Raw genomic sequence first — 20,594 nt, forward strand, 5'->3', positions numbered from 1 at the left:
ACGCTGGCAGGGGTACACTGCCGGCCTCGTTTATAGCGGTGTAGCTGGAGTGAGTGATGCGTAAAGACAAGAAACAGGTGATTGGCGAAGAGATCAGCGACGACGCGATCAAGCTGTTCCTCGACGTGGAACCGGCAGATGAAACACCGGCGTCCCTGCATAAACTGATCAAGGCGTATCGCGGCCTGCGGATCGATGATTTCGAGCGTTTTGTCGGCTTCTTCGTCGAGCGCGGTTATGCGCTTGATGCCAAGGATGCGCAAGGCAATGACTTCATCGCGCTGATCGCGGATCAACGCAACGCTGAGCCCTACATCGAAGCGATCAAGGCTGCACGCGGCTGATACCCAGCGGCTTACAGCCCACAAAAAACCGCCTTTACCGGCGGTTTTTTATTGCACGTTTGGCGCTGGCGGCTGCTACAGATCGCCAGATTTTTTCCAGCCCAGATACCGATTGACCAGCTCCGGGCCCAGCTCGCTCGGGCGCGCGTCAAGCACGGTAACGCCGTGCGCCGTCAGGCGTTCATGCAGGCGATTGCGCGCATTCAGATAATCGACGGTGCCGCAGTAGGCCAGAGCCGAATCGTAAGTGCCAACCGGCACTTGGCGCACCTCATCGAGTATTTCTTCGCGCAAGCTGGCAACCAACACGCGGTGCTGCCGGCTGAGTTGTTTGACCGCGCCAAGCAGCTCGGCTTCATCTTCCTCGCGCAGATTACTTACCAGAACCACGAGTGCGCGCCGACGCTGACGCTTGAGCAGGGTTTGTACCGCTGCCGAATAATCAGCGGGGCGCTGGCTGCTTTGCAGGTCATACACGCTGTTGAGGATAACGTTGAGTTGAGCGGCGCCCTTGACCGGAGCCAGATAGCGCGGCGTTTCACTGGCAAACGCCGAAATGCCTACGGCATCGCCCTGGCGCAGGGCAATGTAGCTCAGGAGCAGGCTGGCATTAAGAGCATGATCAAAGTGGGCGAGATCTCCGTCCTGGCTGCGCATGCGTCGCCCGCAATCGAGCATGAACACCAATTGCTGGTCGCGCTCGTCCATATACTCGCGGGCAATTGGCGTGCGTTTCCGGGCTGTGGCTTTCCAGTCGATCTGGCGCACGCTGTCGCCTTCGCGAAACTCGCGCAATTGATGAAATTCCATGCCCAGGCCGCGTCTTGGCTTCTGGCGCACGCCAAGTTGGCTTAGCCAGTCGTCCACGGCCATGAGTTGCGCACTGTAGAGGCGGGCGAAGTCCGGATAAACCCGAGTCTGCGCAGGCAGCGCGACAAGACGACGGGCACGCCAGAGTTTCAGCGGGCTGGCCATGCCGATCTCGCAACGCTCGAAGGCGAAGAGGCCGCGTTGCCGTGGGCGTACCCGGTAAGTCAGCTGGGCCTGTTTACCCGCGGGCAATTCAAGGCTTTGCGGCAAGTCTTCGACGGTCATGGCCTCTGGCACATGGTCGATAATGTCGAATGTCAGCGTGCGCGCTTGGTTGTTACTGATATGGAGTTGCACCTGATTCCAGCGGCCAAGTGCCAGATTGCCGGGCAGGCTGCGGCTTATCTCGGGCGTGGCGATGCGTTGCAAGCGCAGTGCATCGACTGCCGCCGCGACCAGCAACGCCAGCAGCAGGCCCCAGCCGAGGGATTGCCAAAGCGCGGGCAGATTGATGCCCAGCGCTTGAATGCTGCCGACGATAACGCCCAGCACCAGCATCGCTGTGAGCATCCAGAGCAGTGTGCGCGAAGGCTTCATGCGTGATCTCTCACAAGCGCGGTGCCGGAACCTGATCAATCAATTGCTGCAGCACTTGATCAACCGACAGGCCTTCGATATCCAGCTCCGGTGATAAGCGCACGCGATGGCGCAAGACCGCCAGCGCACAGCCTTTTATGTCTTCCGGAAGCACGAACTCGCCGCTGCGCATCAAGGCGCGGGCGCGGGAGCAGCGCACCAGTGCAATCGATGCACGCGGGCCGGCACCGATGCTTAGGCCCGGCCAACTGCGCGTTGCACGCGCCAGGCGTACGGCGTACTCAAGCACTTGCTCGTCGATAGGCAGGTCGCTGGCGATTTTCTGCAGCGCCATGACATCTTTGGCCTGCAACAAACTGCGCAGCTGGGTGACTTCGAGCATGTCGGCTTTGCTGGAACGGCTGACCTGACGAACCATGTTCAGCTCTTCGCTTTGCTCCGGATAGTCCATGCGTAACTTGAGCATGAAGCGATCCAGCTCAGCTTCCGGCAGCGGGTAGGTGCCTTCCTGCTCAATCGGGTTTTGTGTCGCCAGCACCATGAAGGGCTGCGGTACGCCAAGTGCACGGCCTTCGAGGGTGACTTGGCGCTCCTGCATCACCTCCAGCAGCGCGGCCTGGGTTTTGGCCGGTGCCCGGTTGATTTCGTCCGCCAACAGTAAGTTGGTGAATACCGGCCCTTTGCGTAGTTTGAACTGTTCGGTTTGCAGGTCATAAACCGCGTGGCCGGTGACATCACTCGGCATCAGATCCGGGGTGAACTGGATACGTGCAAAGTCGCCACCGAAGCAGCGGGCGAGCGCCCGTACCAGCAGGGTTTTACCAAGGCCGGGCACGCCTTCAATGAGAATGTGGCCACCGGCAATCAGCGCGGTGAGCACATCATCGATCACCATGTTCTGGCCGATCAGCGCTTTTTTCAGCTCGGCGCGCAGCGCTTGCAGTAACTGGCTGGCGCGTTGGCGTTGCTGCGCTGCATTGTTCGCAGCAGCCGTTTGCGCGGGCTCGCCCGTGCTCACAGCTGGCGATTCGGGTGTTGGCTGATCCGGCGTTTGTTCGCTCATAGGGCATTCCTGAGAGTTTGCAGGTGGGCAACCTGACGGGTGAATTCACTGGCCGAGAGGCGTTCGTTTGGCAAAGGCCGCATGGCGCGACTAATCGCACTGGCGGGCATCCGGCTGAGGCGTCCGATAATGTGCCATTGCTGGGCCACATCGAGTTTGTCGAAGCCCGGATGACGACGGCGGGCGCGGCGCTGAATGTCGATCTGCAAGCCGCGCATCAATGCTTTCTGGCCATTGTGGCGGACAATAAATTCGGCGCTTGCGCGCAGGTGTTCAAGCAGTTGCCGGCGGCTATGGCTGGCCGGTTGCCGGATCGGGCCCTGACGCATGCCGAGATGCCAGACTGCAGCAATGATCAGCAGCAACAGTGCGCCAATCGCCAGCCGGTAATGGCGCCAAAGTAGCGTTGCCAGGCTGTCGTGTTCGGCGCGATAGAGCATGGTTACGCGGCTGTCCTGAGTTAAATACCAAAGCAGCCAGGCGTTGTCGTATCGGTCGATCTTATCGTTCTGCCAGATCCAGGCATCGGTCATCACCGTCACCAGACCTTCGCCATAATACAGTTGCAGCAAATGCGTGCTGTCGGCGCTATTGGCCCAGGCGTAGGCTTGATTCTTGGGGTCGGCGAGGTGGAACTCGGTATCGAAGCCGATGTAGGCCGGCGCTGTTTCGTTCTGCAGGTAGAGCTGGGTCAGCGTTGGATAATGATTCTTCTCAGTGTCGGCGGGGTGTTGCGCCGCAGCCGGTGAGTCCGCCTGTTCAGGTTCTGTTTCTGGCAGGTCAGCGCTCTCGTATTGCTCGATGCTCAGTGTGTCGAGAAGCAGGTCGCCACTTTTGCCTTGTTCCTTGTCCCACAGGCGCTCGGCCACCACGACCAAGTGCCCGCCTTGTGCGGTCCATGCCAGCAGCCGATCGGTTTGCTGGGGCGTCATGTTGTACCGGGAGCCTAAAAGCAGCAGGGTTTGTCCACGGCTGGGTAAGGTTTTCAGGCGGGCCAAACTGTCGGCACGCTCAACAGCGATGCCTTGTTTGCGCAGGAAATGTTCGGCTGCCAAATACCGGTTACTTCTGGCCTCCGGCGAGGGGCCATGCTTGATCACTTCTTCATACGGCTCGGCGCGCCCGAGCAAGTAACTGCCGAGCAAGCCGAGCGCAATCAGCAGAGCACCAATCAGCAGCAGTCCATTGCGTCTGCTCATGTGTGGCCCTCGCGCTCGAAGACCTGATCCCAGCCTGTGCATAGTTGCTGCTTGAGGCTGGCAGGCGGCAGGCGATGGCCATAGGCAAGGTTCTGCCAATGCTGAGTCAGCAGCTGGCTGAATTGATTAAGCGCAGGTTGTTCAAGGGTCTCGATACAGGCCAGTACTTCGCTTTCGGTGTGCGATGTTTTCAGCGCCAGCGCGTGATCATGCAGCAAGCGGCTGAGCATTGCCCGATAGAGCAGGCTGAGTGCCGCGCGCGGGTCTGTGTCCCAGAGACGCTGGGCTTCGGCGCTGATGTTGTCGGGCAAGCTTTGCGGGGTAACGGCAAGACCAAAAAGCTGCTCTTCAGGCTGGCGGCGTTGTTGCGGACGGGTGATTTTCAAGCGTTCGGAGAAGGTGCGTAGCCAATCCCGGTAACGCCATATCAGGGTGACGATCAGGCCCGCCAGCGCGGCCCACAGCAGAATCTCGAAAATCTGGTTGAGTACGCGCAGTGAGTCCCAGAACTTGGCCAGATTTTTATAACCTTTGATCAGTGTTTCCAGCCAGTCGGCGTTCTTGGCTTTATCCGACTCGTCGTTCGAGCTCAAGCGCCAGCCGGTAACCGTCTGGCGGTTCTCGAATGGCGGCTGATCCAACAGGTTATGAATGCTTTCCTGCGCTTGCTTGCTGTTGAGTGGCTGCTTGCCAAGCCGTTCAGCATCAGGCCCCAACGGATCAACTTGGGGGTGAGCGATGACGGTTTCACTTGTGGCAGCCACACCATTGGGTGCCACTGCTGTCTCGCCAGTGACCGAAGCAGCCATCGCCTGAGTGGGCAACTGGCTTAGCAGCAGCGCACAGCCGAGCAGCAATGCGGTTGCCGCGCCGCTGACACGCTGGCGAATCTGGCGGAATACCAACTCGAGATCCCACGCCTCGATCACCGTGCGACGGTTGAGGTACAGGCTGAATCCGCAGGCCACATAAATCGGTTCCCAGATGATCAATACCAGCACATAAATCAGGTTCGACAGGTGTTCAAGCCAGAGCCAGTCATGGCTAGTGGCTTCGAGCAAGTTCTGCCAGCTCCAGTCGGTTTCTATCTGGCCTGGCAACATGAGATAGAACAGGCTGATGCCGCCCAGATACAGCGCGGTTTCAATGTGCACGCCGACCAGCGTCAGCCAGGTAGCGGGGCGGGCATCACGTAGGCCCAGCACCGCAATTCGGTCGTTGCGGGCGCGCCCGGCAAGCCCTTCGAGTTGTTGCACTGGCATGTAGAAACTTCGGCGCATGCTCAGCCTGCGCCATGTCAGGCTGGCCAGCAGTTGCGGCCTGATCAGGCGCGGATACTCGCGCAGGGCCGCCTTCAATGTCAGTGTCTCGCCAAATACGCTGCGTGAAATGATATGCAGTGGCAGGCGCTCATAGACCGGTTTAAGCCACCAGAAAATCAATACCGCCCAACCCGGCGAATCCCAGAACAGCAGGCAGAGTACGGCAAAAACCGGCACGGTGATAATCGCCCAGCTGAGCATCAGCAGTGCGCCATGCTGGCGGGCCATCAAGGTGCCGAGGTCGAGCGCTTCCCATGCATTGCGCGGGCGGATGCTGACGCTGACATCACTCAGGCGCATGCGAACCTCGCCCGGCAAAGAGCAGATAAGCCAGAACCAGCAGCCACAATAGCGCGCCCACGGCATACTTGATGTGCGGGCTGGCGAACGTCATGGACGACCAATAGGCCTCGATAAAAGCCGCCAGCAACAGGAATACGATTACGCCGCCAATCAGCCGCACGCTGTCTTTGCCGGCAATTTTCAGCGCTTCCGCGCGAGGCAAGCGGCCAGGTGCCAGAAGCGCCCAGCCAAGCTTTAAACCGGCGGCGCCTGCAAGCGCGATGGCCGTTAGTTCGAATGCGCCATGGCCGACGACGAAAGACAAGAACGTCTCGCTGTAGCCAATTTGCAGCAAATGCCCGGCAACAGCGCCAATCATCAAACCGTTGAACAGCAGGTAAAACAGGCTGCCAAGCCCCAACAGCAGGCCGCTGGCGAAAGTCTGGAAGGCGATGCCGATATTATTCATGATGTAAAAGCCGAACATCATCCAGTCATCGCCCGAATCACGCTCGGCGAAACGGCCAAGGCGATGCGCTTCGGGGTCGTACATTTTCTCCATGCTGGCGACTTGGTCAGGCTCCATCAGGCTGTAAACCAACTCGGGCACGTTATAAACCAGCAGTGCCATCAGCAGCAGGCTGCCGAAGAAGATTGCACTGGCTGCGGCGACAAAACGCCACTGTGCGCGGACCAGCCGCGGGAAGCCGCTGAGCAGGAATCCGATCAGTTGTGCGCCAATCGGGCTGCGATGGCGATAGAACTGTTGATGACCGCGCATCACCAGTTGTTGCAGGTGAGCGACCAGATAATTGCTGTAGCCGCGGGCTTCGGCCAGTGAGAGATGCTGGCAAAGCCGTCGGTAGTTGGCGGCAAACTGCTGGCTGGCCTTATGGTCGGCTTTGCCGCGTTCGAGTCGGCCGAGTTCCTTGCTGAATGCTTGCCAGTCTTGCTGGTGCTGGTTTTCGAACTGGCTCTGTTTCATGTCGGCCCCATTAAGCCACGGGCAATGCCATGGATCTGCTTCTCGGCGTCCTCTGAACTGACCTTGAGGGGCTCGCTGAGAATCGCGGCAAGCTCCAGTCGCCGTTCTGCAGTGAGTTGCGCTGAGCGTTCGGCATAGCCAAGCAGCGCGCGTTGTTCGGCCAGGTTCAAGGCGAAGGGCGGGATGAGTATTTCTGCCTCGGGAATTTCGGGGGCAGCAAGTGGGATTTCGGCATACACCACCAGTGTTCCGGCGGCGATATCGCCGAGACGCTTGAAGGCCGGGTGAGTCAGGCAACTGATAATGCCCAGCGTGTAGGCGAATGGCAGCATGTCGACAAAGCGCAGCAGATTGCGCGTGAGCGAGGCGGCCCAGCCAACAGGCGTCCCGTCATCGTGAACGACCCGTAGCTTCATCAGTTGCTTGCCCGGCGAGCGGCCCTGATTCAATACCTCGAACAACACCATGTACCACCAGGTCACCAGAAAAAGCAGTATTGTCGCAAGGCCGGTGCCGAAGTCGCCCAGCAAACTAAGCAGCGAATACAGCGCGGTCAGCAGTACGCCACGCACCACTAAATCGATGATGAATGCCAGGGCGCGTGGAATCAGCCCGGCCGGTCGCAGGATCAGGTCGATGCCTTCCGGAGTTTCCACGTGGTAGCGGGTATCTAGAGCGGGGGCAGGCGCGCGCGGGGCGGTATTAACGGGCATGGGTTGCTTGTGCGAGGTAAACCACGATGCTAGCCAGCTGCCGACGTGTGCGCAACAGGGTTGTGTCAGCGTATTTGCAGGGTTGATGTTGCCGTGACTGGCCTGTTGGCAGTTGCAATAAAACGCACGGGTGCATGGCTGACATCCTTGTGAATATGACCACAGACGCGCAGTGTGGCGTCTTGCAAGCCTGCTCACAAGCCTCGGCGGCTGGATAACGGTTGGCTTGGCGATGATAAACTGGCCCCGCACTCGCCAAAGGACAATCAAGTGACTTCGAGCATTTTCTGGTACGACTACGAAACCACAGGTATTGACCCACGCCGCGACAGGCCGCTTCAGGTCGCCGGGGTGCGCACCGATGAAAACCTCAATGAAATCGGCGAGCCGCTGAATATCTACTGCCAGCCAAGCGACGATATTCTGCCGCATCCGGCAGCCTGCCTGGTTACCGGTATAACCCCGGCGGTGCTGGCGGAGAAAGGCATGAGCGAAGCCGAGTTCATGACGCGAACCCATGCCGAGCTGTCTTTGCCCGGCACGTGCGGGGCGGGCTACAACAGCTTGCGCTTCGATGACGAGGTCACGCGTTACAGTCTTTACCGCAATTTCTTCGATCCCTATGCCCGCGAGTGGCAAGGCGGCAACAGCCGCTGGGACTTGATCGATATGGTGCGCACCGCCTGTGCCCTGCGCCCAGAGGGAATCAACTGGCCACAGGAGGATGGCCGCGTCAGCCTCAAGCTGGAGCGGCTAACGGCGCAAAATGGCATCGATCATGGGCAGGCGCATGATGCACTGTCCGATGTACGGGCAACAATTGCGCTCGCGCGGTTGCTGCGCGACAGCCAACCTAAACTTTATGACTATCTGTATAAGCTGCGCAGCAAACAGCGAGTGCTTGATCAGGTGCAACTTTTAAAACCCGTGGTGCATGTATCAGGGCGTTTTGGCGCTGCACAGCATTACTTGTCGGTTGTATTGCCGCTGGCCTGGCATCCGCGTAATCGCAATGCGTTAATTGTTTGTGATTTACGCAACGATCCGGCACCGCTGCTTAATGAAACGGCCGAAACACTGCGCGAGCGACTTTATACCCGCCGCGATCAACTCAGTGCAGAGCAATTGCCCGTGCCGCTCAAGCTTATACACATTAATCGTTGCCCGGTTCTGGCGCCTCTGGGTGTGTTGCGCGAGCAGGATATTCAGCGCGTGCAATTAGACATGTCAGTCTGTGAGGCGCGTACAGCGTTGCTCAGTGACAACCGCACGCAGTGGCAGGAAAAGTTAGCGCTTATATATAGCGAGGAGAATTTCACGGCGACCAGCGATCCGGAGCAGCAGTTGTATGACGGTTTTATTGGAGACCGTGACCGGCGATTGTCTGAACAGGTGCGTAATGCCGATCCGGCTCATTTAGGCCAACAACAGTGGCCCTTCGATGATCAGCGGTTGCCTGAGTTGTTGTTTCGTTACCGCGCCCGAAATTTCCCGGACACGCTTAATGGTGAAGAATTGCAGCGTTGGCAACTATTCTGTCAGCAGCGTTTAACTGATCCCGAACAGGGCGCACCGAATACCCTGGCGGGTTTTAATGCGGCGGCAGACGAGTTGTCGTCTGGTGCCACTGCCGCTCAGTTACAAGTGCTGAAGGCGTGGCGTGAATATGCGGCGCAGTTGCAGGCTAAATTGGCGCTGTAGGGCTCTGGCGCGGCCTTTATCCTTAATTATAATAAGGTTATAAGGCAATGCAGGATTGTTATAACAATCTGCCACCTGCGTTGTACTTATTTAACGGTCATAAAAAACGCCAGCAAGGCTGGCGTTAATTTATTGCATCCGCTTTGAATCGGAATGCAGGGCTGTTCGCGAGGCTTAGCCCAGCAGGGTAGCCCAGCTCTCGACCACGTCGGAGCCCCACTTGGCTTTCCACTCTTTCAGCGTTTTGTGGTTGCCACCTTTGGTTTCGATGACATCACCGGTGTTCGGGTTTTTGTATTGCTTAACTTTACGAGCGCGCTTGGTCGTAGTGGTTTTAGCGCCGCGCTGCAGTTTGCCGACTTTAGCTTCCGGGTCGAGCAGGGCGATAATGTCACGCAGGGACTTGGAGTATTCGCCCATCAGGGTGCGCAATTTGCCTTCGAACTCGAGTTCCTTCTTCAGCTTGTCGTCTTGCGACATGTTCTTAAGGCGCTCTTGCAATTCTTTGATAGCTTCTTCTGTAGCGCGGTATTCGTTGATCAGCGACATGGGCTTACCTTGATAAGTAATGTGTAAGACAGCGGAGTATTAGTAATGATAGTCAGGCACTTTTCACAAGTAAACCTGTTTGTTTAAATATTCTTGGCCAAACTGAATTAAAGCTTAATTCACACTTATAAATTACTGATTTTGCATATTCAGGCGAGTTGCTTATTGCCTTGCAATGGCGCAACAGCTTTCAACAGGTTTAGTTCGGTTGGTCTTCGCAGGCTGTTTTCGACTAAATATTACAGCGCCGAGAAATATTCCCTGTCGCGCGGCTGCAAGGCTGTTTAGCGCAGGGGCCTGATGAATACTGCAGTTTTTCCCGAGAGTGGCTAAAATGGCCGACTTTGCCCAGCTCTGGAGTATTTCATGCGCACTTTTCGCCTCGTCATTGCTTGCCCGGACAGGGTGGGGATCGTGGCCAAGGTCAGTAACTTTCTTGCGACCTATAACGGTTGGATAACTGAGGCTAGCCATCACTCGGATAACCAGACCGGCTGGTTCTTCATGCGCCATGAAATTCGTGCCGACTCGTTGCCTTTCGATCTCGACGGCTTTCGTCAGGCTTTCGCGCCAATCGGGCGCGAGTTCTCGATGGAGTGGCGGGTTACCGACTCCGAGCAGAAGAAGCGCGTGGTCCTTATGGCCAGTCGCGAGTCGCATTGCCTCGCAGACTTGCTGCATCGCTGGCACAGCAACGAGTTGGATTGTGAGATTCCGTGCGTGATCTCCAACCACAACGACCTGCGCAGCATGGTTGAATGGCACGGCATCCCGTTTTTCCACGTGCCGGTTGATCCGCAGAATAAACAGCCGGCCTTTGATCAGGTTGCGCAGCTGGTTGCAGAGCATCAGGCGGATGTCATCGTGCTGGCGCGCTACATGCAAATTCTGCCGCCACAGCTGTGCAGCGACTATGCTCAGCGTGTGATCAACATTCATCACAGCTTCCTGCCATCGTTCGTCGGCGCCAAGCCATACCATCAGGCCTCGATGCGTGGCGTTAAGCTGATCGGTGCGACCTCGCACTATGTAACCGAGGAGCTCGATGCCGGGCCGATCATCGAACAGGATGTGGTACGTGTCAGCCATCGCGACAGCATCGAAGAGATGGTTCGCCTCGGCAAGGATGTTGAAAAAATGGTGCTTTCACGTGGTTTGCGCTACCACTTGGAAGATCGCGTTCTGGTTCACGACAACAAGACGGTAGTGTTCAACTAACTGTTCTGTCGTGCGCCGCCCAGGACGCCCGACAGAGGAGTCAGGCTATGTTGAAGTCAATCAAGGTGCGCGATTACATGACGCGCCATTTGGTGACCTTTCGTGCTGAAACGGATCTGTTCACCGCGATCAACCGCCTGCTTGAGCATCGCATTGCCGGCGCTCCGGTGGTCGATGCCAGCGGGCATCTGATCGGCATGTTGTCCGAGGGGGACTGCCTGCGGGCGATTCTCTCGGGCGCCTACTACGAGTCGATTGGTGGCACGGTGGGCGATCAGATGACGCGTGAGGTTGAAACGGTCTCGCCCGAGGTCGACGTCATCACCGTTTCCCAGCAGTTTCTCGAAGGGCGGCTGGGACGTTTGCCGGTCATTGCCGATGGCCGGCTGGTCGGCCAGATAAGCCGCAGCGACGTGCTGCGAGCAGTCAAAGAGTTTGCCCAGCATGAGCAGGGCACGGAATCTGTCGATTAGTTAGGGTGAGCAAACTGGAACTGTCGGCTACGTGTGCCAGTCTGCATACATAGCCATGGACATTTCGGCATGGCATCGCCGAGGGCAAACTATGAACGATCCATTTGAGAAAGCGGTATCCGTTGCACCTAAGACATTAGGCCAGGGATGCCTGAGCCGTTACGATATAGACGAGTTGAGCGCAGAGGACGGCGCCGATTTCAGTAAGGCCAAAGAGCTGCTGGGCGAGTTGCATGCGCAGGCCGGGCAATCCGCGCATCCGGCTCCCGAAAAAAGTCGCTAAGCCAGCGCAGCATTACAGCAATAAAAAGGGCGCCTGATTGGCGCCCTTGTCTTTACTCGCGTAAGTACCTCAGATGCGGAAGCTGTCGACCATGCTCTTCAAGCGGGTGGCCTGGCTCTCCAGCTCACTGCACGCGCGTAAAGTGGCCTGCAGGTTTTCTACGCCTTCCTGATTCAAGGTGTTGATTTCGGTGATGTCCATGTTCAGCGACTCGATGACCGATGTCTGCTCCTCGGTGGCGGTGGCAACGGACTGGTTCATGCCGTCAATGTCGCCGATTCGCAGCGTGACTGCGCCCAAACGCTGGCCTGCCTGATTGGCGATCACCACGCTTTCTTCGCTGTAACGCTGGCTTTCGGTCATGGTCAGAACCGACTCGCGTGAGCCGACTTGCAACTCTTCGATCATGCCTTCGATTTCCTGAGCCGACTCCTGAGTGCGATGCGCCAGGTTACGTACCTCGTCGGCGACCACGGCAAAGCCGCGGCCGGCTTCACCGGCGCGTGCTGCTTCAATGGCAGCGTTGAGCGCGAGCAGGTTGGTCTGCTGCGAAATGCTTTTGATCACCTCGAGAATCTGGCCGATGTTCACCGTTTTGCTGTTCAGCGCTTCGATATTGGTGCAAGAGGCGCTGATCTTGCTGGACAGATCATTCATCGCGGCGATGGTTTTCTCCACCACCTGACGGCCGTCTTCAGCTTGGCCGCGTGCATCCGAGGCCTGAGTTGAAGCATCCGCTGCGTTGCGGGCAATTTCTTGCGCGGCTGCGCCCAGCTCGTTGATAGCGGCGGCAACACTGTGTGTGCGATTACTCTGCTCATCGGAGTTGAGCATCGAGGAGTTCGAAGCACTCACAACCAACTTGGCCACTTCATTGACCTTGCTGGTGGCGGATGACACTTCACGGATCGAGCTGTGGATACGCTCGACGAACTGGTTGAAGGCGGTGGCCAGTTGAGCGAACTCGTCGTTGGATTCAATTTTCAGGCGTTGCGTCAGGTCACCTTCACCCTTGGCGATGTCCTGCATGGTGCTGGCCATGGTGTTAAGCGGGCGCATCAGCACTTTGATCAGCATGCTCAGCAGCAGAATGATCGCCACCACCGCAATCAGCGTGGCGATGATTGCGGATTGGCGGAACTCGCTGAGCATTGCATAGGCTTTGTCCTTGTCGATCGACAGGCCCAGATACCATTTAACGGACGGCAAACCAGTCACCGGAGTGAAGCTGAAAATGCGCGTTACGCCATCAAGGCTGGCTTCGCTGAAGTCCGCGTTGATCGCTGGTGTGTTGCTGGGGTACATCTCGCGCAGCGTCTGATTGACCCGGCTTTTGTCAGGGTGAACCAGAATTTTGCCGTCGGCGTTGACCAGAAAGGCGTAACCGATGCCGCCCAAATCCAGAGAATTGATCAGGTCGACCAGCACCGACATGTTCAGATCGCCACCAACTACGCCGCGGTTCAAGGCAGGCGTAGCAATCGTGATGATCATGCCGCCGGTTGCCGCATCAATGTAAGGCTCGGTGAGCGTGGTGCCGCCGGCTGCCTGAGCATCCATAAACCAGGGCCGGGTGCGCGGGTCGTAACCGTCGGGCATTTTGTCGTCGGGGCGCATGGTGAATGCGCCGTCATTGCCACCCAAATAAGTGAAGTCGAAGGTTGAAGCCAGTGCCTTCTGCTCAAGGCGGTTGACCAGCGCCTCCTGCCCCGAGTCAGTGCTGACCGATTGCGCGACGCTTTCCACCATCAGAATGCGGCCCGACAACCAGTTCTGGATATTGCTCGACGTGACCGCACCCATCTCACGCAGATAGCTTTGCAGGTCCTTGCGGATAGCATTGCGCTGTAAATAATCGTTATAAAGGGTGAACATCGTGAAGGTCGCAATGACCACCAGCGAGGCTGCGATGAGGATTTTGTGGCTGAACTTTAAGTTTTTGGTCATGGTTTCTTGCATCGGTTAGGTTCTGGAACCAGTCTTTAACAAGAATCGTGAAAGTCTGGCCACGTCAGGCGTATACAGCTATTTCGGCATGCGCATGACAAAGCTTTAACTCAGAGGACGAATGGATGCCTGCAGCAGAGCAATTTGTATTTGGCGCCGATTTAAAGGGCGAGCCCGTTGGCCAGGCATTGCGTCTCGCCAACCGTCACGGCTTGATCGCCGGCGCGACCGGAACCGGTAAAACCGTGACGTTGCAGCGTCTGGTTGAATGTTTCAGTGACGCCGGCGTGGCAGTCTTCGCTGCGGATATAAAGGGTGACTTGTGCGGCCTTGGCGCCGCTGGAAATCCCAGCGGCAAGATCGCCGAGCGGATTGCCAGCATGCCTTGGCTGAATCACTCCCCGCAGGCTTACCCTGTTACGTTATGGGATGTCGACGGTAAGAGCGGCCACCCGCTACGCACCACGCTGAGCGAAATGGGGCCTTTGCTGTTGGGCTCGCTGCTTGAGTTGACGGACAGCCAGCAGGCTTCGCTCTATGCAGCCTTCAAAGTGGCTGATCGCGAAGGTTTGTTGTTGCTGGACATCAAAGACCTGAAAGCCTTGTTGGCGCACCTCAAAGACAATCCCGAAGTTCTGGGGCAGGACAGTGCGCTGTTTACCAACACCTCTTCGCAGGCATTGTTGCGCCGGTTGTCGGCGTTGGAGCAGCAGGGCGCCGAAGCGCTATTTGGTGAGCCGGCACTGCAACTTGAAGATATTCTACAGAGCACTGCCGATGGCAAGGGGCGTGTGCACCTGATGGACGCCAGCCGTCTGGTGCATGAAGCGCCCAAGGTCTATGCCACTTTTCTGTTGTGGTTGCTGGCCGAGCTATTTGAGCAGCTGCCTGAACGCGGCGATGCCGACAAGCCAGTGCTCGCGCTGTTTTTTGACGAAGCGCATCTGCTGTTTGCCGACACGCCCAAGGCGCTGCAAGAACGGCTCGAACAGGTCGTGCGGCTGATTCGCTCGAAAGGTGTTGGCGTCTACTTTGTCACCCAGTCCCCAGCGGACTTGCCCGATGATGTGCTCGCCCAGTTGGGCTTGCGTATTCAGCATGGTTTGCGCGCTTTCACGGCCAAGGAGCAAAAGTCGCTCCGTGCAGTGGCAGACGGTTTCAGGCCCAACCCAGATTTCGACACGCTCAGTGTGCTGACCGAACTGGGTATCGGTGAAGCACTGGTGAGCACCATGGAAGAGAAGGGCACTCCGGCGATGGTCCGGCGAGTGGCAATTGCGCCGCCGCAGTCGCGAGTCGGGCCATTGAATGAGGGTGAGCGTGCTGCGCTGATCACCCAGTCGCCACTGCGCGGTCGCTACGATAAGCCGATTGATCGTGAGTCTGCCTACGAAATTCTCACTCAGCGGGCGAGTGAGGCCAAGGTGCAAGAGCCAGAATCTGGCGCGGCTGCTGAGAAGTCCACGGCGCCCAACAAGGGCGAGAAAGCCGAAAAGGGCTTTGCCGATGTGGCGTCTGAATTGTTGGATGGTTTTGCCAGCCAGGCCATGAAGACGGCCGTTCGCCAAGCCGCCAACCAGTTTGGTCGCGAATTGGTGCGGGGCTTTATGGGCTCTTTACTGGGAACCAGGAAAAAGCGCTGATCGCAGTCGCCCAGTCAGAGAATCAAAAGCTCTGACTGGGCGGCGTGAGTTATCAGGGTTTGGCGGCTTCTTTGCTTTGTAGATCTTTCTCGATTTTCTCCAGCTCTTTTTCAAAAGCTTCATCGAGTAAGTTGGACTTTTTCCGCCATGGCTTGCGTTCAGGGTCTGGCTGAGCTGCGTAGGTTGTAACTTCCCCGCCGTATACGTCCTTGTAACGCTTCGCCTGGCGCTCGAGTTCAGCGCGCAGTTCGTCTTTCGTCACGTGATATTCCAATTGTCTGTTAATAATGAAGTGCAGCAATGCTTAGCCGTGTGCATGGCTGCTAATTTCGTGGCAGTTGAAACTGCTCTGATGGTTCTACAGGTTAAATATTAACGAAGTGTGATCCAGTCGGAACACCGGCTAAGTGTTGGACTGAGTATTGCTGATAGCTATTGGCTAGCTTTTATTATTATCGTACCTGCAGCAGAAAAGTCTAGCGTTTGGGGCTATTTCCTCTGCTGAAGCACTCCGTTGAGTTCGGTAAATGACTCGTTGATCAGGCGTAATAGTTTGCTTTTCAAGGCGTCTGCGTCTTTCTCACAGCTGAACAGCAACCCGCTGTTGCCTGTAACAGAATATGTTCAAACAAGAGAACGGGACACATTAACTGCACAAAGCGATGAACGAGTCGACAAGAGTCATCATACCCTACATTCGGTTGGCCAAAATGGCTTTCATCGTACAACTGTCCCGTTATGATTTAACTTCAGTAGTCCGGACCTAGAGAACCTTTGACATGGAACGTCAGAAAATGCTCCCACGCCCACACCGCAAGTACCGCAGCCTGGCCCAGGAACTGGTCGCAGGCTTATCCCAACAAATTCGCGACGGCGAGATAAAACGCGGCGATAAATTACCCACCGAAGCAGTATTGATGGATGAAAATGGCGTAAGCCGTACTGTTGTTCGCGAAGCATTGTCGCGAATGCAGGCAAACGGCTTGGTCGAAACTTGTCATGGTGTTGGTACTTTCGTACTTAATACACCCAGCCCCAGCGGATTGAGAATTGATCCTGCCACTATTGTCAGTTTGCGCGATATGTTGGCCGTACTTGAATTGCGCAATGGCCTTGAAGTCGACTCGGCAGGATTAGCCGCACAACGACGAAACAAGCAACAATTAGAAGATATTCGTGATGCGCTGGATAACTTCAAAAAAAGCGCAAACCAGACCAGCGGAATTCAGGCGTCTGACTTCCAGTTTCACATGCGTATTTGTGAGGCGACTGGGAATAATTACTTCATCGACATCATGCAGCATATTGGTGCGTGTGTGATTCCACGGCTGCAACTTTATTCGGAAGACTTTCAGTTGCATGATCTGAAACTTTCGCTGATCAGCGAATATGATCAAGTTTACGATGCGATTATGCGCCAGGACGCTGAAGCGGCCAAAGCGGCCATGCGTTTGCACTTGATCAACAGCCGAACCCGCTTGCAGAAGGCTTTTGAGTCGAATGCAGAAATCAAGGCTGCAGAAACTGCCTGAGCTTGGCAGGTGATGCAATAACGCCGTGCTCTGAGCACGGCGTTATTGTTGGCCTTAGGGCAGTTTCTTCAGGGTTTCACAACTTTCGCTGTAGCGTGAGTTGCAGGCGCTCTGAAACAGCGCTTTAGCTTGTGTTGGGTCCCGCGGGACGCCAAAGTCGCCTTTCAGGTACAGCGTGCCGAGGATGTGTTGCGCCATCGGATTGTTGGCGGCTGCCGACTGATTCAGGTACTTGAGCATCTCTTTCTGGTTGGCCATTGCCGGGTCATCGCGGCCGGTGTAGAGGTAAGCCAGACTTACCGCTGCCATCGACTGACCTTTGTCGGCTGCCTGCTTCCACCAGTATTCGGCCTGTTTCAAATCCTTCACCGGCTTGCCGACAAAGTAGCTGCTGCCCAGCTGGAACTGGCTGTTGATGTCGCCCTGTTTGGCGCGCATTTGCAGCTGCTCGTATTCGTTCATCTGCTGCGTTGCCGGTGCGTCGCCAGTGGTTGGGGTTTCTGGCGTTTGCGGCTGGTCGCCCTTGCTGCTGCAGCCAGCAACGATCAACAGTGCGGCCACAAGGGCGGCCAGTTTGGCCAGAGGGCCGGTTGCGTATTTCATGTTCTTCCCCTTTCAGCGAGTGAGCGCGACCCGCGAGATGTGAGTGCTGTGTTAATGCGCGTTGAAGTCAGTGAGCATTGGCCGGTTTACAGCGCGCAGGCCATGAATCTACAGACACTGTAACTGACAATAAGTTGGTCGAAGGCGCTAGAACTTGGTTTGGTGAAATTTATTGTGTATTTTTTCATGGAAATAACGATATAAAATTTCAGGGTGGCCCATGTTCAAGCAATCAGCCCAGCATATCTGCAGCTACTACAGCGCGACTTATCCACAGCCCATTACGCTGCGTCCCTGCCTTGAAGGCGATGTGCGGGTGGATGTGGTAATTGTCGGTGGCGGCTTCAGCGGTTTGCACAGTGCATTGCGGCTGGCGCTGGCGGGCAAGCGTGTTGCATTGCTTGAGGCCAGTCGACTGGCTTGGGCTGCCTCGGGTCGCAATGGCGGGCAAGCATTGCTGGGTTGGTCATGTGATATGCCACCACTTGAGGCGGCGCTGGGTCTGGAGCGTTCCCGGCGTTTGTGGCAAAGCATGTGCTGGGCCGCCGAGGAGCTGCGCGAACTGCCTGCCCGTCATGGTTTTTCAGTGGACTATCAGCAGGGCAGTTTGTGGGCGGCGGTGCAACCGCGGCGGGTGTCACGGCTCGAAGATGCGCTGCACGAGGCTCAAGACAAATATGCCTGCCAGAGCCTGCAACTGATCCATCGTGATGAGTTGGCAGAATGGATCGGCAGTTCGCGCTATCAGGCTGCGCTGTATGACGCCCAAGGCGCTCATCTGAATCCGCTAAAGCTCGCGCAAGGTCTGGCAGGTGCAATCGAGCAGGCTGGCGGGCAGATTTTCGAGCAAAGTCATGTACTTGATTACCAGCAGGGTCCAACAGGTTACAGCGTGCGTACCGACAAGGGCCGGGTTGAGGCCGATGTTATGGTGCTGGCGTGCAATGCGTACATCGACCAGCTAGACCGCAATCTGTCGCGTCGGGTGCTGCCAGTCGGCTCTTATCAAGTCACCACGGCGCCGCTCGATGAGGCGCTTGCGCACTCGCTGCTGCCACGCAACAGCTGCGTGATCGATAATCAGTTTGTGCCGGACTACTTTCGCCTGACGCCGGATAATCGCCTGCTGTTCGGGGGCGGTTGCACCTACCTCGGCGGGATTCCCAAGGATGTCGCCGCGGCTACGCGACCTTATATGCAACGGGTATTTCCACAGTTGCAAGGCGTTGAGATCGACTATGCGTGGGGCGGGCATATTGACTGCACGCTCAAGCGCACGCCGGACATCGGCCGGGAGGGGCAGCGCTATTGGCTGCAGGGTTTCTCCGGCCACGGCATTTTGCCGACGCTGGCGGGCGCACGCGCAGTGACCGACGCGATTTTAGGCAACGATGAATTACTGGCGCTGTATCAGTCGCTGGATAACCCGGCGTTTCCGGGCGGTGGTTTTCTGGCTGCGCCCATCGAAGCGGCTGGCAAGGCGTGGTATCGCCTGCGTGATTTCTTTTGAATACGACGGGCGGCATTGAGGCCGGGAGGGCAGTGATGGATCAGCTGAATGAGACCGAAGAATTGGCGAAGCTGATTCGCGATCTGCGCAAACACAAGAACCTGACGATTGGCCAACTGGCAGCGAAAATTGACCGCTCGCTCGGCTTTGTCTCGCAAATAGAGCGTGGCCTTTCGCGACCGACCGTGGCTGACCTCACGGCGATCAGCGAGGCGCTGGGCGTACCAACAACTTATTTCTACAGCCCGGACAAACCCCGGGAATTGAGTTGGGTGACCAGACCGGATGAGCGGCGCACGCTGTATTACGCCGACGGCGTGACCGATGTTCTGGTCTCACCCTCAATCTCGGCAGGGTTCTCGATGCTTGAGAGCTTTCTTCAGCCGGGCGCGAGCAGTGGCGCCGAACACCTTGATGACAGTTCCGAGCAAGGCGGCTTCGTGTTGGAAGGCGAACTGAGCATCTGGCATAACGACAGCGTCCGGCCGGTGATTTTAAAACCTGGCGACAGCTTCCAGTTGCCGGCGCATAGCCGGTTTCGCTACGCCAATCAGACAGGCTCAGTCACCCGCGTGCTCTGGGTGTTCCGCTAGGTGGCGAGTATTGTCCGGGAGTGGGGTATATTTTAACCCTCTACGACTCACGCACGGTGCTGCTTGTCATCGTGGCCGACCATCCGGGGGCAGTATGCAAATCAGTTGTAATTTCGACAGCGGCAACATTGAGGTGATCAACGCCAGCAATCCGCAAGATGTGCAGCTGGCTATCCGCAAGGACCTCAATAGCCATCATTACCAATGGTTTCACTTCAAGGTCGAAGCGTTGCAGGTTGGCCTGGCGCATACATTCAACCTGACCAACGCCGGTGGCTCGGCTTATCCCCATGCCTGGGATGGCTATGACGCCGTTGCCTCATACGATCATATCAACTGGTTTCGGGTGCCCAGCCGGTTTGAGGGCGGCGCACTTAAGTTCGAGTTGACGCCTGCTCAGCCGCAGGTCTGGTTTGCCTATTTCGAGCCCTACAGCCGCGAGCGCCATGCCGCCCTTGTGTGCAAAGCGCTTGAGTTGCCGGGCGTTGAGCTTTGCGCCACGGGCCGCAGTATTGAGGGTCGCAATATCGAACTGTTGCGGGTCAGCCGCAATCCGCAGGCGCAGCGTTCGATCTGGATCATTGCCCAGCAGCATCCCGGCGAGCATATGGCCGAGTGGTTTATGCAGGGCATTATCGAGCGTCTGGGGCAGCGTGATGATGAAGTGCTTAATCAGCTGCTCGACCAGGCCAGTTTGTATCTGGTGCCGAACATGAATCCCGATGGCGCCTTTCGCGGGCATTTGCGCACCAACGCCGCCGGCACAGACCTCAATCGCGCCTGGCAATCGGCGAGCACCGAGAAAAGCCCCGAAGTGTTATTTGTGCAGCAGCACATGCGCAATATTGGCGTGGATATGTTTCTGGATATTCACGGCGATGAGGAAATCCCTCATGTGTTCACGGCGGGCTGCGAGGGCAATCCGGGCTACACCCCGCGCCTTGCAGAGCTGGAGAGCACCTTCCGCCAGCGCCTGATCGAGTGCGGGGCGGAGTTCCAAACTGTGCACGGTTATCCGCTCGACGAACCGGGCAAAGCCAACACTACGTTGGCTTGTAACGCGGTGGGACTGGCTTATGACTGCCTTTCGTTCACCATTGAAATGCCGTTCAAGGATCACCTCGACTCGCCCGATCCGCAGACCGGCTGGAATGGCCAGCGCTCGATGCAGTTGGGTAAAGACGTGCTGACTGTTGCGGCGTCGATGGTCGAGCAGTTGCGCTAGCC

General features: G+C 57.1%; 20 protein-coding genes. 10 read left to right on the forward strand and 10 right to left on the reverse strand.

The features are described 5' to 3' along the window. The first annotated feature begins 56 nt into the window (after nt 1–56). Nucleotides 57–344, forward strand: coding sequence for a PA4642 family protein (locus FEZ62_RS01545; RefSeq protein ID WP_090515121.1), 288 nt, complete (start codon nt 57–59; stop codon nt 342–344). Nucleotides 345–419: 75 nt separating this feature from the next. On the opposite strand, the gene FEZ62_RS01550 is transcribed toward FEZ62_RS01545, so the two are convergent. From FEZ62_RS01550 to FEZ62_RS01575, 6 genes are read right to left on the reverse strand one after another with little or no spacing between them, the layout of a single operon-like run. Continuing rightward, nucleotides 420–1,751 carry a DUF58 domain-containing protein gene (locus FEZ62_RS01550; protein WP_172926592.1) on the reverse strand — a complete coding sequence of 444 codons (1,332 nt, stop codon included), beginning with the start codon at nt 1,749–1,751 and terminating at the stop codon, nt 420–422. Between the two features lie 10 nt (nt 1,752–1,761). Further along, nucleotides 1,762–2,814, reverse strand: coding sequence for a MoxR family ATPase (locus FEZ62_RS01555; RefSeq protein WP_172926593.1), 1,053 nt, complete (start codon nt 2,812–2,814; stop codon nt 1,762–1,764). Further along, nucleotides 2,811–4,013 (reverse strand): DUF4350 domain-containing protein, encoded by a 1,203-nt coding sequence (locus FEZ62_RS01560; RefSeq protein WP_172926594.1) that lies wholly within the window; start codon nt 4,011–4,013, stop codon nt 2,811–2,813. The genes FEZ62_RS01555 and FEZ62_RS01560 overlap by 4 nt, the downstream gene beginning before the upstream one ends. Further along, nucleotides 4,010–5,635 (reverse strand): DUF4129 domain-containing protein, encoded by a 1,626-nt coding sequence (locus FEZ62_RS01565; protein WP_172926595.1) that lies wholly within the window; start codon nt 5,633–5,635, stop codon nt 4,010–4,012. The genes FEZ62_RS01560 and FEZ62_RS01565 overlap by 4 nt, the downstream gene beginning before the upstream one ends. Next, nucleotides 5,622–6,602 (reverse strand): stage II sporulation protein M, encoded by a 981-nt coding sequence (locus FEZ62_RS01570; RefSeq protein WP_172926596.1) that lies wholly within the window; start codon nt 6,600–6,602, stop codon nt 5,622–5,624. Before FEZ62_RS01570 ends, FEZ62_RS01565 begins: the two co-directional genes overlap by 14 nt. Next, the gene (locus FEZ62_RS01575; RefSeq protein WP_069902129.1) at nt 6,599–7,315 is read right to left on the reverse strand and encodes an RDD family protein; all 717 of its coding nucleotides are present in this window, start codon (nt 7,313–7,315) and stop codon (nt 6,599–6,601) included. The genes FEZ62_RS01570 and FEZ62_RS01575 overlap by 4 nt, the downstream gene beginning before the upstream one ends. A 270-nt stretch (nt 7,316–7,585) precedes the next feature. Here FEZ62_RS01575 and sbcB point away from each other — a divergent pair, with 270 nt between their 5' ends. After that, on the forward strand, nt 7,586–9,016 hold the full coding sequence (gene sbcB, locus FEZ62_RS01580; RefSeq protein WP_172926597.1) for an exodeoxyribonuclease I: 1,431 nt from the start codon (nt 7,586–7,588) through the stop codon (nt 9,014–9,016). A 174-nt stretch (nt 9,017–9,190) separates the two neighbouring features. On the opposite strand, the gene mvaT is transcribed toward sbcB, so the two are convergent. Beyond that, the gene (gene mvaT, locus FEZ62_RS01585) at nt 9,191–9,565 is read right to left on the reverse strand and encodes a histone-like nucleoid-structuring protein MvaT (RefSeq protein WP_069902130.1); all 375 of its coding nucleotides are present in this window, start codon (nt 9,563–9,565) and stop codon (nt 9,191–9,193) included. Nucleotides 9,566–9,931: 366 nt separating this feature from the next. Here mvaT and purU point away from each other — a divergent pair, with 366 nt between their 5' ends. The 3 genes from purU to FEZ62_RS01600 all read left to right on the forward strand — a co-directional run bounded on the left by purU (nt 9,932) and on the right by FEZ62_RS01600 (nt 11,539). Next, nucleotides 9,932–10,783 (forward strand): formyltetrahydrofolate deformylase, encoded by an 852-nt coding sequence (purU, locus tag FEZ62_RS01590; RefSeq protein ID WP_150548404.1) that lies wholly within the window; start codon nt 9,932–9,934, stop codon nt 10,781–10,783. Between the two features lie 47 nt (nt 10,784–10,830). Further along, complete coding sequence (locus FEZ62_RS01595) at nt 10,831–11,256, forward strand: CBS domain-containing protein (RefSeq protein WP_069902132.1); 426 nt, start codon at nt 10,831–10,833, stop codon at nt 11,254–11,256. Nucleotides 11,257–11,347: 91 nt separating this feature from the next. Next, nucleotides 11,348–11,539 carry a hypothetical protein gene (locus FEZ62_RS01600; RefSeq protein WP_172926598.1) on the forward strand — a complete coding sequence of 64 codons (192 nt, stop codon included), beginning with the start codon at nt 11,348–11,350 and terminating at the stop codon, nt 11,537–11,539. A gap of 69 nt (nt 11,540–11,608) precedes the next feature. Here FEZ62_RS01600 and FEZ62_RS01605 read toward each other — a convergent pair whose 3' ends face one another. Continuing rightward, nucleotides 11,609–13,486: a methyl-accepting chemotaxis protein gene (locus FEZ62_RS01605; protein ID WP_172926599.1), complete on the reverse strand. Its 1,878-nt coding sequence runs from the start codon at nt 13,484–13,486 to the stop codon at nt 11,609–11,611. A gap of 125 nt (nt 13,487–13,611) precedes the next feature. Here FEZ62_RS01605 and FEZ62_RS01610 point away from each other — a divergent pair, with 125 nt between their 5' ends. Then, on the forward strand, nt 13,612–15,129 hold the full coding sequence (locus FEZ62_RS01610; RefSeq protein ID WP_172926600.1) for a helicase HerA-like domain-containing protein: 1,518 nt from the start codon (nt 13,612–13,614) through the stop codon (nt 15,127–15,129). Nucleotides 15,130–15,181: 52 nt separating this feature from the next. On the opposite strand, the gene FEZ62_RS01615 is transcribed toward FEZ62_RS01610, so the two are convergent. After that, on the reverse strand, nt 15,182–15,391 hold the full coding sequence (locus FEZ62_RS01615) for a hypothetical protein (protein ID WP_090515096.1): 210 nt from the start codon (nt 15,389–15,391) through the stop codon (nt 15,182–15,184). A 517-nt stretch (nt 15,392–15,908) separates the two neighbouring features. Between FEZ62_RS01615 and FEZ62_RS01620 the strand changes: the two genes are divergently transcribed. After that, nucleotides 15,909–16,661, forward strand: a complete 753-nt coding sequence (locus FEZ62_RS01620) for a FadR/GntR family transcriptional regulator (RefSeq protein ID WP_069902136.1) — start codon at nt 15,909–15,911, stop codon at nt 16,659–16,661. Between the two features lie 54 nt (nt 16,662–16,715). On the opposite strand, the gene FEZ62_RS01625 is transcribed toward FEZ62_RS01620, so the two are convergent. Continuing rightward, nucleotides 16,716–17,264, reverse strand: a complete 549-nt coding sequence (locus FEZ62_RS01625) for a tetratricopeptide repeat protein (RefSeq protein ID WP_172926601.1) — start codon at nt 17,262–17,264, stop codon at nt 16,716–16,718. Nucleotides 17,265–17,484: 220 nt separating this feature from the next. Between FEZ62_RS01625 and FEZ62_RS01630 the strand changes: the two genes are divergently transcribed. From FEZ62_RS01630 to FEZ62_RS01640, 3 genes are all read left to right on the forward strand, one after another. Then, nucleotides 17,485–18,774 (forward strand): FAD-binding oxidoreductase, encoded by a 1,290-nt coding sequence (locus FEZ62_RS01630; RefSeq protein ID WP_172926602.1) that lies wholly within the window; start codon nt 17,485–17,487, stop codon nt 18,772–18,774. Nucleotides 18,775–18,809: 35 nt separating this feature from the next. Further along, a complete protein-coding gene (locus FEZ62_RS01635; protein ID WP_172926603.1) occupies nt 18,810–19,367 on the forward strand; it encodes an XRE family transcriptional regulator in 558 nt (185 codons plus the stop codon). A gap of 94 nt (nt 19,368–19,461) precedes the next feature. Further along, the gene (locus FEZ62_RS01640) at nt 19,462–20,592 is read left to right on the forward strand and encodes a carboxypeptidase family protein (protein WP_172926604.1); all 1,131 of its coding nucleotides are present in this window, start codon (nt 19,462–19,464) and stop codon (nt 20,590–20,592) included. Nucleotides 20,593–20,594 lie beyond the last annotated feature (2 nt).

This window comes from Pseudomonas sp. MS19, assembly GCF_013277615.1.
Lineage (GTDB): Bacteria > Pseudomonadota > Gammaproteobacteria > Pseudomonadales > Pseudomonadaceae > Aquipseudomonas > Aquipseudomonas marincola.

Excerpts from the sequence above, each read along its gene's own strand:
- FEZ62_RS01545 (WP_090515121.1), top strand. The coding sequence starts at position 57 with ATGCGTAAAGACAAGAAACAGGTGATTGGCGAAGAGATCAGCGACGAC.
- FEZ62_RS01550 (WP_172926592.1), bottom strand. The coding sequence starts at position 1,751 with ATGAAGCCTTCGCGCACACTGCTCTGGATGCTCACAGCGATGCTGGTG.
- FEZ62_RS01555 (WP_172926593.1), bottom strand. The coding sequence starts at position 2,814 with ATGAGCGAACAAACGCCGGATCAGCCAACACCCGAATCGCCAGCTGTG.
- FEZ62_RS01560 (WP_172926594.1), bottom strand. The coding sequence starts at position 4,013 with ATGAGCAGACGCAATGGACTGCTGCTGATTGGTGCTCTGCTGATTGCG.
- FEZ62_RS01565 (WP_172926595.1), bottom strand. The coding sequence starts at position 5,635 with ATGCGCCTGAGTGATGTCAGCGTCAGCATCCGCCCGCGCAATGCATGG.
- FEZ62_RS01570 (WP_172926596.1), bottom strand. The coding sequence starts at position 6,602 with ATGAAACAGAGCCAGTTCGAAAACCAGCACCAGCAAGACTGGCAAGCA.
- FEZ62_RS01575 (WP_069902129.1), bottom strand. The coding sequence starts at position 7,315 with ATGCCCGTTAATACCGCCCCGCGCGCGCCTGCCCCCGCTCTAGATACC.
- mvaT (WP_069902130.1), bottom strand. The coding sequence starts at position 9,565 with ATGTCGCTGATCAACGAATACCGCGCTACAGAAGAAGCTATCAAAGAA.
- purU (WP_150548404.1), top strand. The coding sequence starts at position 9,932 with ATGCGCACTTTTCGCCTCGTCATTGCTTGCCCGGACAGGGTGGGGATC.
- FEZ62_RS01595 (WP_069902132.1), top strand. The coding sequence starts at position 10,831 with ATGTTGAAGTCAATCAAGGTGCGCGATTACATGACGCGCCATTTGGTG.
- FEZ62_RS01600 (WP_172926598.1), top strand. The coding sequence starts at position 11,348 with ATGAACGATCCATTTGAGAAAGCGGTATCCGTTGCACCTAAGACATTA.
- FEZ62_RS01605 (WP_172926599.1), bottom strand. The coding sequence starts at position 13,486 with ATGACCAAAAACTTAAAGTTCAGCCACAAAATCCTCATCGCAGCCTCG.
- FEZ62_RS01610 (WP_172926600.1), top strand. The coding sequence starts at position 13,612 with ATGCCTGCAGCAGAGCAATTTGTATTTGGCGCCGATTTAAAGGGCGAG.
- FEZ62_RS01620 (WP_069902136.1), top strand. The coding sequence starts at position 15,909 with ATGGAACGTCAGAAAATGCTCCCACGCCCACACCGCAAGTACCGCAGC.
- FEZ62_RS01625 (WP_172926601.1), bottom strand. The coding sequence starts at position 17,264 with ATGAAATACGCAACCGGCCCTCTGGCCAAACTGGCCGCCCTTGTGGCC.
- FEZ62_RS01630 (WP_172926602.1), top strand. The coding sequence starts at position 17,485 with ATGTTCAAGCAATCAGCCCAGCATATCTGCAGCTACTACAGCGCGACT.
- FEZ62_RS01635 (WP_172926603.1), top strand. The coding sequence starts at position 18,810 with ATGGATCAGCTGAATGAGACCGAAGAATTGGCGAAGCTGATTCGCGAT.
- FEZ62_RS01640 (WP_172926604.1), top strand. The coding sequence starts at position 19,462 with ATGCAAATCAGTTGTAATTTCGACAGCGGCAACATTGAGGTGATCAAC.